Genomic DNA, 13,736 nt, shown 5'->3' on the forward strand with positions numbered 1-13,736 from the left:
AAAACAGACATTACTTAACCTCAAAATTGTCAAATTTAAATCTCTGATTGTTTGCTGATTTTACTACAACATAATATTTCCCTACTGGCAAACTAAACCGAATCTTACTCCCTTTTGTCTTTACAAGAGATGCAGAGATGGGGATTAATAAATCTATATTCTTAGTTTGTTCATATTCATTTCCATTATAAATTTCTAGTAACAATTCTTCTTTTCTAAATTTTTTAAAATCATTGTTTTGAACAAAAACTGTTTTGAAAACTTTATCAGGATAAATACTAGTTAAATTTGTTTCCAGATTATTTACTACGAAATAATCTGCACTAGATTTCATTAAAGTATCCTTCTCAAAAACTGATTTGGGGATTAAAACAAGATTTTCTTTTGTTTTACTAATTAATGCTTCTTGGTTGATTGTAATAGGATTTATTTTAGAGAATTCTCTAAAATAACTTGCCATATGACGTCTCTCTCCTTCTTTTTCTATATGTCCATGACCAGCATAAACAAATATTTTTGCTTTTGGGTCTCTTTCTAATATCTTCATTATATTTTTTGCCTGTCCAATCTCCCTGTCAATACTACTGTCATAATTTTCGTGTCCTACAATAGTAAATCCCATTTTTTTTGCCTTTCTTATAAAGTGTCCAAAATAAGGTTCTTTAGTATATAGACCGTTTTTAGAGTTAGGGATAATTGTAGTATCTCCTTCTCTATTAGGAGTAAATGCTTCAATTGATAAATATGTAAATTCGTTTTGTTTTAAAACATCTAAAAGCTGCATCGCAAATAATCTGTGTTTTGGATAAAAATGATCTTCATTAAGCATAATAACTTGATTATTTTTTGCCAGTTCTGAAATTGATGTAAAAACAGAATCATTTTTTTTAACCCCCTTTAATGATAATGCAAACTCTATTGTTTTATCAAAGTGATCTTTTTCATTTTCATGATTACTTATCAATTCATCATATTCTTTATTATTTGACATAAAAGAATTAAGAGTCATAATAAATGTCTTTTTCCAAATACTTCGTTTAGGATTTGTAAATGGCGCTTTTTGCAGCTTATCTCTTCCTTGAAGAAAGTTTATACAATTATTCGTATAATAATTAAAAATATTAAAAGATGTAATTTTTTTTAAATTAGTAGAATCTAAATAAACTCTCTTCATATTTTCATTGTTTATCCTCAAAACATCATCTCTATTTTTCAAAGATTTTGTAACACAAATTATTTTTTTTCTACCTTTTTGTTTTTCACATATTACTACTCCATTTATAATATCATTTTTTATAAGTCTTTCATGCAATAATGTATCAATTGGAGTTTCTACTTTTTCAAAAAAATAGTACATTTTCATTTCATCATCTATTTTTTTACTACTTAAAATTAAATTGTCAACAGAAACCTCTTTAATACCTCTCAATTCACTTTTGAAACTGCTTCTTTTAATCTTAGAAAGATCATCATAAATGGTATTCTCTAAAAAATCGATAGAAACATCAATAGAGTCGTTATAAAATAAATCACCTTTATTTTTTTCGCCTACAATATAATTATGACTAAGAATTTCTTGTTTTATGGTTTTACATCCCATTATGAGAAATAAAAAAAATATTAAAATAAAAAATTTAGTCAAATTATTAATTCCATTTACCTTGATAGGAGTCATAATTACATGTTGTTTTAAATTTATAATTAAGTTCTTTTAAAAATGGACGCAATATTATTTTTTTTTGTTTTTTATATTATCTCTGAAATATACCCCTAAACTGATACAAAAGTCTTTCAATTAATCTTAAGTCTTCTGTTATAATATCTGCATTCCCCTGCATTTCTTGCTGAAAAGGAATGCTTTTTTTATAAGAGGTCTCTAATGCTTTAGGCAATGAAACATCAATTAATAGATTTCCATCTTTATCTGGAGTTAATGAAATGGCTTGTATTTTACCTTTTATTATTCCAAATTCTCTATCTGGAAAATTTGCCAGTTTTATGTTTACATTTTGACCTTCCTTAATTTTACCTGAATTTAGCGCCGCCGCTTTAACTTTTCCAACATAGCCATTTTCTTTATTTGGGATAATAGCAAAAATGGTTGATCCAACTTCTACAGATTGATTTTCGGACCAAATTTGCAAAAAGCTGATTTTGCCATTAATAGAAGACCGTAAAACGTAATTCAACTCCCAATCCTTAACTGCTTTTTTTAATAGATATAATGCTTGAATTTTGTTGTTTTCAAGATTTATAAACTCTTTACTTTCGTTTATATGTGTTGTTTTGCTATTTCGGCTTAATTCATTTAAGGAAGATTTTAACTGCGAAATTGTACTAAGAAAACTTTTATAGCTTTTTTGAGCTTGTAAATAAAGTAATCGTTGTTTTTCTACTTCCTGCGAAGCATATATTCCTTTTTGAAATAAAACTTCATATCTGTCTAATTCGTTTTTCTGAAGGACTAATTCATTTTGATTAATTTCTTTTTGTGACTCTAGTAGATTTAAGCGTTCTCGCAGTTGAATGGACTCATAATCCTGAGCTTTTCCTTCAATCCGATATGGCTGAAGTTTCATATTTAATTCGTCTGCAACATATTCTTTCTTAAAGTTTGCAAATGCACTTTCTACTTCGCCAAGCTGAACTGAATTTAATTTATCAAATGGAAATTGAACCTTATTTATATTTATTGTGTCTAAAATATTTTTTAGCATAAATACGTCATTATAATTTGCAGAATTTTCTAGAATGGCTAAAGCAGTATTCTTTGTAACAAAGATTTTATCTTTAACTAAAATAGCCTCAATTCTTCCCGATGTTTTAACAACTAATTTTTGAGGAGGAATATTTGTTGTTATCACAATCTGCGAGGAGATAATATCCGGATACTTAACAAACCATGATATTAAAAACAAGATTATTACAAATAGCAGTAATATAGTATTACCCCACTTTTGAATTGCTTGCGGTGGATCAGACAAAACATCTCGCACCTCTTCACTGTATATTTTTAAACCGTCATTTACTTCTTCCATTTTAATTTCCTAGTTCTAATTGATTCTTAACCAATGAGTAATATTTCCCTTTTAGCTGTGTTAAATCATTATGACTCCCTTGTTCTACTATTTCGCCGTTTTCGAGAACAATGATATTGTCTGCATTTTTTACTGTACTCAAACGGTGCGCTACAATTATAGCTGTTTTTCCATGAATAAAATTGCTTAGGTTTTCCATAATTACTTTTTCATTATTTGCATCGAGTGCACTTGTTGCTTCATCAAAAAATAAATAAAATGGGTCTTTATAAACTGCTCTGGCAATCATAATCCGTTGTTCTTGTCCACCGCTTAGACGTATTCCTGAAGTTCCTAACTCTGTATTATATTTATTTGGCAGTTTTTCAATAAAATCTTCAATATTAGCAACAAAGGCTGCATTGTTTAACTTCTCTCTATTAATAAACTCATTTTGCTCAGATTCTGAAATATTTCCCCCAATACTATCATTGAACATAAAAGTATCCTGCATTACTGCGCCACAATTCAAACGCCAGTAATCATTATGAATATCGTTTAAATCAATTGGCCCAATATTGATACTTCCTTTCGTGGGGTTGTAAAACTTTAATAATAATTTCATTAAGGTCGTTTTACCACTTCCACTGGCACCAACAATAGCTGTGGTTTTTCCTTCTGGAATAACACAATTAATATTTTTTAAAATTAAAGGCGAAGATTTCCCACCATAACGATAGGATAAATCTTTTAAAATTATAGACTTATCATTTGGTAATTCTTTTGCTTTATGTGCCGAAACAACATCTTCATCTTCTCTTAAATGAACTTGAGACAAACGTTCTAAACTAATTTTTGCATCTTGCCAGGACTGGATAAAAAGAACAAAATTTCCAAGGGGCATATTAAGCTGCCCTACTATGAACTGAATTGATGTCATCATACCAAGTGTAAGATTACCGTCGACAACTGCTTTAGCAGAAAGAAATGTGATAATGATGTTTTTAAATTCATTTATAAAATTGGCTCCAATAGTTTGATATTGTGCTAATTTCAATGTACTCAAAGATGTTTTAAATAAACTGATCTGGTTAAATTCCCATTTCCAGCGGTTTTTTCGTTGTGAATTATTTACTTTAATTTCTCTTACTCCATTAATAATTTGAATTAGTGAAGTTTGATTTTGTGATAATTGATCAAATCTTTTAAAATCTAATTCTGCTCTTTTTTTTAAGAAAAAGAAAGTCCATCCCACATACAAAGCTGCTCCAATTATAAATACGAGAAAAATCGTTAAATCATAATAAGCAAGAATTGCATTAAACAGCACAAAAGTGACCATCGAAAAAACCATATTCAAACTCGACGAAGAAATAAAATTCTGGATGCGGGTATGATCTGTAATTCTTTGTAAATGTTCTCCTGAATTTCTTGTTTCGAAATAATTTACAGGCAGTTTCATCATTTTATATAAAAAATCTGAAATCATTTTTATGTTAAACCTGCTGGTTATATGTATTAGAATCCATTCTCTAAAAACACTAACTAAAGTTTGTGATAAAATCAGCACAAACTGCGAAATCAATATCAAATAAATAAACGGAATGTCCTGATTATTTACACCAACATCAACTATCGACTGCATTAAAAATGGCAGGATAAACTGAATTATAGTTGCTACAAATAATCCTATAAATATTTGATAAATTAGTTTTTTATAGGGCTTAAAGTAAGGATATAAAAAGGAAAATCCTTTAGAAGTTTCTTTGTCATCATTCTGTTCGTGAAATTTGGTATTAGGTTCAAGAATTAAAACAAATCCTGTGGCATCAATAGTATCTGTCCATGCGGTTTTAAAATCTTCATGAGAATATACAAGTAAACCCTGAGCCGGGTCTGCGATCCAGATTTTTGTTTTAGATGTTTTGTACACTACAACAAAGTGTTTTTGTCTCCACGGAACAATAAAGGGAGTTGGAGCTTCATTTATTAAACTTTCTAAAGAAATTCGCATTCCCAGAGTTCGCATTTCTATTTCTTCTGCGGCCTCGGCAATTCCTGCCATTGTTACGCCAAGTTTCGTAATGTTTGCTTTATCCCGTAAAAATTCTCGCGAAAAGGTTTTGCCATGGTATTTAGCAATCATTCTCAGGCAGGTTGGTCCGCAGTCTCGATAATCTAATTGCCTGAAATGGGGGAAAGTTTTTTTTATCATTACAATACTTTACTTTCTTTTATGTTCATAAAGTTGGTTTCAAAATTTGCTTTTTCCATGTTTTAATTATTTTTAAAGAATTTTATTTTGATAAAAGAATAAGATAATAAATTAGTAAAAGCATGCAATAAGAAAGATTGGAATATGCCAAATTTAATTCGATACATAGCAAATATAAATCCACCAAATATTTTTGGAAGTGAAACTATTATCAATAAAAAAAAACAAATTGATTGAGAGTTGATTTATATCTAATTGAAAATTTACAATGTGTGCCAGCCCAAATAAAATTGAACTGAAATACACTAAAAATAGCAGTTGATTTTTACTATATGATTTAAGAAAATAATATTGTTTTATACAAAACCTCAATATGAAATAATATATAGGTAAAGATGAAAAACTAATTAAATAGATTAAAATCTTGTCTTTTATAGTATGGTCAAGAAAAAAACAAGTTAACATACTTAGAAATAAAGCAATATTTATCCTGCTTTTCTTTAAAAACGACCTTAAAAGCAGTTCTTCTTTTAAAGGTGCAATAATAACGACATTTAGAAAATAAAGCGCTTGGCTGTCAAAATGAATAATAAGTTTAAATTTATCGGCCATTATGAACGTTAGAAAAGACATAACAAAAAAGCACAATTGAATAATTAAAAAGTAGATAATAAATCCTTTAAATTTAATATTACTATAAATTAAATCCGGACTCCTAAATACATTTTTAAGATCTTCAAAAAAAGTTTTAATCATTTATTTATTTTATTCTTTTAATTAATCCCAAACGATTTTTATAATTGCTTTTTTCAATTTATGATTACAGGAATGTTAAAATTTCCATCTCACCTGATATGGATACATTTCATATATAGTATTATCCTCATTTATCGTATAACCAAGCTTTGCATCTTCTTTCGCAGTCTTAAATAAAGCTTTAATATCTTCTTCTTTAGTTCCTAATCTTGCCATACATACCGCTTTGTAACATTTCGCATCTGAAAAATTAGGATATACTTTTAATGCTTTATCAAATAATGCAATTGCTTCATCCCATTTTTTTAGCTCATATTTTGCAATCCCATAGTAAAATAGAGCTGTAGGATGTTCCAGACCTTGTCTGTTTTTAAATAAATCGTCGTTATATTCTTTGAATATTTTTTCTGCTTTTTCGTATTCATTTAGTTGCAGATAACATAGGCCAATATAAAAGCTATAGGCATGATCCATTCTGTATCCATTACCATATTTATTAATACAATCCTGAAAGTCTACAATTGCATCTTTATAGGTTTTAGCAAAAATACATTTGATAAAAGCCCGGTAAGGCTGCCATTGTTCCGGGTCGTATTGAACAGCTTTATCAATAAACTTCATACCAATTTCATATTTTCTGGTTTTAAAATATGGCATCGCTTTTTCCTGCCATAAAGAGGCAATTGTACTATCTTTTTTTAATCCTTCATCTAAGCAATTTTGCCACTCCGACATTTGATAGTTATAATTATAACGTTCTGCACAATTAGTTACATACTCCAGAACTATGGCATCTTGCTTCTTTTTTATTTCTAAATTACTTTGAGGATAAATGAACTGCGAGATATTAATAAAAATTATTAGCAGGATACTTTTCATTATTATTTTTTTATAATGTATTTAAAGCTTCAAAATTTTAAAATAAGTTTTTTTTTAAATCATGTATTATACTTTGCTTTCTTTAATTAATGCCCAAACGCGATCATTATAATTACCTTTATTAATGCCTGTTAGTTTCTCAAGTATTTTAAAATAATTATCATTACCTTTTTCATATTTTCCGCAGCTCAACAATTCCATAACTGCCGGAAAACCTTTTTCTTTTTCAATTTTCTGAATGATTAAAGCATTGATTACATAAGGAACTAATAAATGTTTCTCCCTGCTCTCTCCAAAATTATAAAATTCGTCATAGGTCGAGAGCCAATCAATATTAGGATTTGAGGCTATTTTTTCTTTAAATGAAGCCAAAATTTGTTTCCAGCCTATTCCCCAGCTTCCGCCATATAAATAAGCACAACCTTCATCAACGGGTTTGTTTATTTTATTTCGGGCTATTACATTTCTAACACGTTCGTGCCATAAATCATGCGGATCAAAACTGTCAAAATGCTCATTATTTGTACCATTCACTAATAAAGTTGTATTGTTTTCAGTAGCATTCAATGAATTAAAACTTAATCCATTATAATCAATTTTATAATTTACCCCTATGTTTTGCAAAACTTCCTGTAAATCACTGCAGCCATACCATTCAATGTCTTTATTTGGGGCATTTAGTTTTTTATCAAATAAAGTGACTGTTTCAACATAATCTGATGCGGTTTTAATATTTAAAGAATTTTTAAAGTGAAATGTACAGTTCTTTATTTTTTTGCTTTTCCAAGAAGCTGTATTTCTTTTCAAAGGAGATAAAAAGTAGAATTTATTATCTTTTTGTTTTGCCAAAAGTTCAAAGCTTGCGCCCAAAATAGGTAAACCTTCTGCTGAACCAATATAGGAAATTTGAACTATGTAGTTATTATTATCTAATGGAACTATATTGGTTAAATATCCTTTATAGAAATTTTCGTCTTTATATTTATTACTTTTTTCAATCCCTTTAATTTCATCTAAAAGTAATGAGGTCTCTAATAGGTCTTCCTTTAAAACATAAGCATTCTCATTATTGTTTTTTTCTTTTTCACTTAAAAAACCATTTAAACAATTTTTCAGATTGTTTGCAATTAAAGTATCTTTTGGCATTTTAATATAAACAGGAATATTTATATACTTAGTTTGCCCAAATGCTGAAGGAATAAACAAAAGTAACAGAGCCGGAAAAATTATTTTTTTTATCATTTTTTTATCCTAGTTAAAATTAAAATATCCTTCGTTTTCTTTTTTAAGGAATTCATTATATGAATTAAGTACACAAAAATCCTTATATCTAAAATCTAGATCTCTATTACTTAAGTTAAAATATGATGGAAGTTTTCTATATTTATCAAGTATTGTATGGCATCGTAAATCTAATTCTTGATAAAATTTTACTCCCTTCTGAGTATAAACTTTATTTAAATTTAAAAGTTCTAAACCTGTTCTGAATCTGTTAAATTGATCTGCAAACCTGCCTAATAGTTCATGTTTTTCTCTACCTGAGAAAACATTCTTCGACAACAATAAATCAAAACATTCTACTCTTCTTGTAACTGTATATAAACCGTGAAAAGCTCCAAAAAGATCTCTGTAATCCCACTCTTTTCCAGTTAAATCTCGCATAATAGTATTTAGAGCGTCGATAATAAAGAAATCTTTTACAGCATGCATTTTATAATATAAAAAGTTATGAGACCCCTGATGAATTAATTCTTCAATAAAATAAATAATATTGTTTTTGCCTAAAACATATAAATAAAGCATACCTAGGGTTTCAATTGTAGTAAAATTTAAAATATGAGAATTGTCATGCAGGTATATTTTTTTGTTTGCAAAAACAAGTTCCTGATAAAAATCAGGTAAAAACTTTTTTATTATTATAATTGCTTTTTCAAGTTCTTTATAATTATTATACCAAACAGAATTATATATCGGATTAGGGTTTACAATATGTCCTCTATATGATTGAACAAAATATTTTTCAAGAAGCGGGTGAATTTCTTTCACAATCTCAAATCCTTCAATCAAAAGAATATCTTCTACTTTTTCACTATTTTGAAAATAACCTATTTCTGGTAAATATGCTATTTCATTTTTGTTATGTGAATATTTTATACCCAGTGTAGATTTTTTTATAAAATATCCCTGCATAATTTCTATCAGCAACTCATTTGAAAGAACTTTAGATTTGTGAGAGTTAAAATATGCAAACAATAAAGGATCACTAAATGTATTGTCATCATCAAAATGTAAGTTATTAAAGAGATCTGGATTTTGTTTATATATTAATAACTTAATTGTATCTATAATTTCTTCTTTATTTTCTATTAAACTTTGCATATTTTACAATCTTCATTACAATTAATTAATACACTTTGCGTTTTCAGAGTTAGAGGATTTAAAGCAATTAATCTTCCTATGGTTTGGCAGTGTTGATATTGTTCTAAAAGGAAAAAAAGTATTTCCTTAAAAATTAATGATGACAGGATATTAATATTAAATGAGATAGATGGATGAAAAAGATATTCACCAAACATTCTTTCAAAATATTCTGTTTTATAATGTTCTCCATAAGTTTTACTCGCATAATTTGAGAGGTATTCATTACATGATGTTATATCAGGAACATATATGGGTCCAATCTTAATAAATTCGTATGAATATGCCATCATGATATACGGGATCTTTTCACTGAAGCAAATTTCATTGAGATTCTTTACAAACATACCTTTTGGATCGCATGCTTTAACAATAAAATCTGGCTTTATATCCTTAATAAAAGTACTTAGTTCTTCTTTATCAAAAAGATTTGCATCGTGCGTTTGAATATCTATTAAAAAATTTTCTTTAATTTTTTTCTTTAAAGACTCTGTCTTTTTCTGATTAATATCTAGTTTATCAAAAGTTATCACTTTTAATAAATCTGTACTCTCTACATTATCAAAATCAACAATATGAATATTTTTAAAACCAAATTGTGCTAATAGATATATTAATGTACTTCCTCCTCCGCCAGCTCCAAATATCAACAGTTTTTTTTCTTTGGCTTTTTCGCTTGTATCATCGCCTGATAAATAGTTCAAATAAAGGTTGCTTCTCGAATTGGATATAAATTCTGCAGTCTCCAGAAATCCCTTCTTGTTTAAATCATAAAAAGGAAATCTTTTTAAGTCACTTTCATAAATTCCATTTTTAAGCATTCTTTCTAAAAGGTTGTAATTTTCTACATTATTTTCTATTTCCAAATAACTTTTATCATTACCTACAAAACCAATACAAATTTTATTTAATGCTTTATATATTGTCAAATACTTCTTGAAATAATATTTAATTTCCATTTACAAATCGATTAATTTTTTCTTCATAATATTCTATTTCTGAGGTATTATTCAGCATGCCCAAATGATCTCCTTCATAAGCAATTAACATTCGCTTAGAAACATTTTGTGATACAATATTTTGACCATCTTCTAAATTTGTTATAATATCATTTTTAGCTACAAAAATTAAAATCTTTGATTCAACTTTTTGCCACTTCTTAGGAAGTTCATAATCAGAATTACTAATTATCTCTTTTTGTTTAGCTTTTTCTAATCGCTCAATTGTAATGTTTACATCGTAAACACATCCTTCAGCAATAATAAATTCAGTTTTTTCATCTTGTACAGCTAATACTGTTGCAATTGTACCCATAGATAGAGCAACTATTCCAATATTATCTATTTTTAAATCTCTTTTGAAGTATGCTAAAACATTTTTCATATCGTTTGAAAATTCTTCATAAAAAAGCCTTTTAGAATCTATTTGAAAAGAAGAACTTTTTCCAAAACCGCGATAATCAAAAGAAATAACTCTGAATCCTAATTTTGTGTAAAACGAAATATATGGCAAATAATAAGACATATTACCATAATCACCATAAGCAAGTAAAACTGTTTTAGTTTTCTCTCCTTTTATTTTATTTCCATTGGGTTCAGAAACCCAAGCACAAATTTCTACGTCATTATTCTTTACAATTACTTCTTTGTATTGAATATTATACTCTTTTGGTGTAGATATATACTCTTTCTTAGGATTAATTGCATAGTTAAAAATCGAATAGAACATAAGAGAAAACAATAATATTGGCTTCATATTAATTTTAATTGAAAAAATACTGTCTGAAAGTTGTATTTTCAGACAGTATAAAAAAGTTATATATTATCACATGGAACTGTGCGAACAGGATCAGCTGGTCTTGAATCGTGACATGCTTCCATTATTCCGCCAGAAATACTCTCTAATAACTCTTCTGAAGCAATAGCTTCTGCTCTTTCTTTTAAAGCATCTAAATTTAATTTCATAGTTTTTAATTTTAATAACAATAAATAATATTGACATATAATCCGTGCCATCGGCTTGCTTGCAAGCATCTATTTAGAATACATTTCTTCTACAACTGGCCATTTGCAAAATAATTTGTACTTAAATTATTTCCTTCTTCTATCTCAAACTCAATAATTAAGACAACAACGGGTTGCGGTTTTTTGAGAATATCAATAAATGAAGAAAAAAGTAAAAGATTTAAATTTTAAAAATCATATACTTTTTAAATAAATGTTTCGCTAAAAATTGTTTCACATTTACAAGTCCAAAACTAGAGCTAAAGGTTATTTCTCACAAACTATGTAAATCGAAATTCAGGAATGTCGATAAGAAATTCAGGAATTCCAGGCAAAAAACATCCCAAACACCTTGTTTACAACAACTTAAAAAAACGCAAAAAACATGATCTCTTATTCTTATTTTATGCATATATGCTCTATTTTTACAAAAAACAATTGCACATGATTTCTTACAAACTTCTTAGAACTGTTATTTTACTATTCATTCCCCTACTATTGAATGCCCAGACTAAGGAAAAAGACTTTACAAAATTATCTTATGATGAATTACATGATTTGTATTTTGATAATGTAGGTAATCCCAAAAAACAAATACTATATACAAAGGCATATATGACCAAGGCTGTAAGAGAAAATAATAATATTAGAAAAGCAAGAGCTAATTATCAAATTGCCCTTTTATATTATAAAACCGATGTCAATAAGGCAATTATGTATTTGGATAGTGTTATTAAATATTCCCAAAACACAGGCGATAGATCCTTTCCTGTAGCTGCTTATTGTGAAAAAGCAGATTTTCTTAAAATGCAGTATAAATTTAAAGAGGCTATGGCTAATTATAATGAAGCAGAAAAGATTGCACTTAAAACGAATACCGATTATTATTATGTAGTAAGAGAATATATAGGTATAACTAAGTCAGAAGATTTAGGCGATTATAATGAGGCATTAGAAATTTATAAAGAATGTTACAAATATTATAAAAGTATAGATGTAAGAAATTCTAGATATTCCAGAAGATATCAGGGTATTCTTTTTGGATTGGCAGATTGTCATAAATCTTTATATAATACAGATTCAACTACATATTATAATAAAATAGGGTATAAAGAATCTCACATAACTAAGAATGAAGAGTACAAATATCTTTTCATATTAAATGAAGGAGCAAATCAAGTATTAAAAAAAAATTATAAAGCTGGATTAGACAGTATTAATAAAGCATTGCCTAAAATGATTAAGTATGAAAATGTTGGCAATGAATTAGCTGCTTATTATTATTTAGGAAAAGCTTATGATGGATTAGGAAAAAAAGCAAAAGCAGCAGAAAACTTTATTAAAGTAGATTCTATATACAAAATAACAAAAGAAATAAGCACTGAGTTTGTAGATGGATACCCGTATTTGATAACCTATTATAAAAACTCAGGAGATAAGGAAAATCAATTAAAATATATTACGGTTTATATGTCTATAGATAGTATTTTAAAGAAAAATTATCGTGAATTGAATAAGTTGGTGAATAAAGAATATGACATTCCCCATTTAATTTCTGATAAAGAAAATCTTATTGCTTCACTTAACAATGATAAAATAAAAACGAATTGGGGCTTTGCATTCTTACTTTTAACAATTATTAGTTTAGGAAGTTTTGCCTTATATCAGTATAAAACAAAAAAACAATATCGATCTAGATTTGAAAAAATAATAAACGAAACCAAAATCAATGACGATTTTGAGGTTAAAAAAGATAGTACGGTAAAAATTGAAGATATTGGTATTGCAGAAGAGTTAATTAATCAGATTTTGGAAAAACTCAGTCGTTTTGAAAGTAACAAAGGATATCTGGAATCTAATATTACTGTGCAAATGCTATCTACCGTATTTGAGACAAACTCAAAATATGTCTCTAAAATAGTGAACGTATACAAGAAAAAATCATTTACGCAATATATAAATGATTTAAGAATTGACTATACTATTAGTCAATTACAAGAAAATAATAAACTACGAAAATATACGATTCAGGCACTAGCACTAGAATTTGGTTTTAACAATGCTGAATCTTTTTCAACGGCTTTTTATAAAAAAACTGGTATAAAACCAACTTATTTCATTAAAGAACTGGGCATAGGAACACAAACCACTAATTAACAAACACTTAAAACATTAACAAACTCGAAATTCCTGAATTTCGATAAGCATAACACACTATTTTATAATTCATGAATAAGTACCTTATATATTTGCAGTTATAACAATACGTTTAAATCTATAAAAATGAAACAAAAAAAAGAAAACAAAGCAATTAAAAAATTTAATTTAGAAAAATTTGAAGTAGCAAAATTGAAGAATTTGCATATAATTAAAGGGGGAAAAGCTCCTGGAGACGATACGATTGATGGAACTGGTAACAAAGGTGGACATTCATCTGGAGATTGCTAA

The 13,736-nt window shown here is 27.7% G+C and carries 11 protein-coding genes; 2 read left to right on the plus strand and 9 right to left on the minus strand.

Going from position 1 to position 13,736, the window contains the following annotated elements; all coding sequences use genetic code 11:
- Positions 1 to 10: 10 nt before the first annotated feature.
- The 9 genes from LUU93_RS14975 to LUU93_RS15015 all read right to left on the minus strand — a co-directional run bounded on the left by LUU93_RS14975 (position 11) and on the right by LUU93_RS15015 (position 11,249).
- Positions 11 to 1,675 carry a hypothetical protein gene (locus LUU93_RS14975; RefSeq protein WP_232681968.1) on the minus strand — a complete coding sequence of 555 codons (1,665 nt, stop codon included), beginning with the start codon at positions 1,673 to 1,675 and terminating at the stop codon, positions 11 to 13.
- Positions 1,676 to 1,751: 76 nt separating this feature from the next.
- Positions 1,752 to 3,038 (minus strand): HlyD family secretion protein, encoded by a 1,287-nt coding sequence (locus LUU93_RS14980; protein ID WP_232681969.1) that lies wholly within the window; start codon positions 3,036 to 3,038, stop codon positions 1,752 to 1,754.
- A 1-nt stretch (position 3,039) separates the two neighbouring features.
- Positions 3,040 to 5,232, minus strand: a complete 2,193-nt coding sequence (locus LUU93_RS14985; protein ID WP_232681971.1) for a peptidase domain-containing ABC transporter — start codon at positions 5,230 to 5,232, stop codon at positions 3,040 to 3,042.
- Between the two features lie 831 nt (positions 5,233 to 6,063).
- Entirely contained in the window at positions 6,064 to 6,867 is an 804-nt protein-coding gene (locus LUU93_RS14990; RefSeq protein ID WP_232681972.1) for a tetratricopeptide repeat protein, read from the minus strand.
- 66 nt (positions 6,868 to 6,933) lie between these two features.
- Entirely contained in the window at positions 6,934 to 8,109 is a 1,176-nt protein-coding gene (locus tag LUU93_RS14995; RefSeq protein ID WP_232681973.1) for a hypothetical protein, read from the minus strand.
- Between the two features lie 9 nt (positions 8,110 to 8,118).
- The gene (locus tag LUU93_RS15000) at positions 8,119 to 9,246 is read right to left on the minus strand and encodes a hypothetical protein (protein WP_232681974.1); all 1,128 of its coding nucleotides are present in this window, start codon (positions 9,244 to 9,246) and stop codon (positions 8,119 to 8,121) included.
- On the minus strand, positions 9,234 to 10,244 hold the full coding sequence (locus tag LUU93_RS15005; RefSeq protein ID WP_232681975.1) for a ThiF family adenylyltransferase: 1,011 nt from the start codon (positions 10,242 to 10,244) through the stop codon (positions 9,234 to 9,236). Before LUU93_RS15005 ends, LUU93_RS15000 begins: the two co-directional genes overlap by 13 nt.
- Positions 10,234 to 11,040: an alpha/beta hydrolase family protein gene (locus tag LUU93_RS15010; protein ID WP_232681976.1), complete on the minus strand. Its 807-nt coding sequence runs from the start codon at positions 11,038 to 11,040 to the stop codon at positions 10,234 to 10,236. The genes LUU93_RS15005 and LUU93_RS15010 overlap by 11 nt, the downstream gene beginning before the upstream one ends.
- Before the next feature lie 59 nt (positions 11,041 to 11,099).
- On the minus strand, positions 11,100 to 11,249 hold the full coding sequence (locus LUU93_RS15015; RefSeq protein ID WP_232681977.1) for a hypothetical protein: 150 nt from the start codon (positions 11,247 to 11,249) through the stop codon (positions 11,100 to 11,102).
- Positions 11,250 to 11,732: 483 nt separating this feature from the next.
- Here LUU93_RS15015 and LUU93_RS15020 point away from each other — a divergent pair, with 483 nt between their 5' ends.
- Both LUU93_RS15020 and LUU93_RS15025 read left to right on the plus strand, forming a co-directional pair.
- Positions 11,733 to 13,445 carry a helix-turn-helix domain-containing protein gene (locus tag LUU93_RS15020; RefSeq protein ID WP_232681978.1) on the plus strand — a complete coding sequence of 571 codons (1,713 nt, stop codon included), beginning with the start codon at positions 11,733 to 11,735 and terminating at the stop codon, positions 13,443 to 13,445.
- Positions 13,446 to 13,571: 126 nt separating this feature from the next.
- The gene (locus LUU93_RS15025; RefSeq protein ID WP_232681979.1) at positions 13,572 to 13,736 is read left to right on the plus strand and encodes a hypothetical protein; all 165 of its coding nucleotides are present in this window, start codon (positions 13,572 to 13,574) and stop codon (positions 13,734 to 13,736) included.

Source organism: Flavobacterium soyae (assembly GCF_021245985.1).
GTDB lineage: Bacteria > Bacteroidota > Bacteroidia > Flavobacteriales > Flavobacteriaceae > Flavobacterium > Flavobacterium soyae.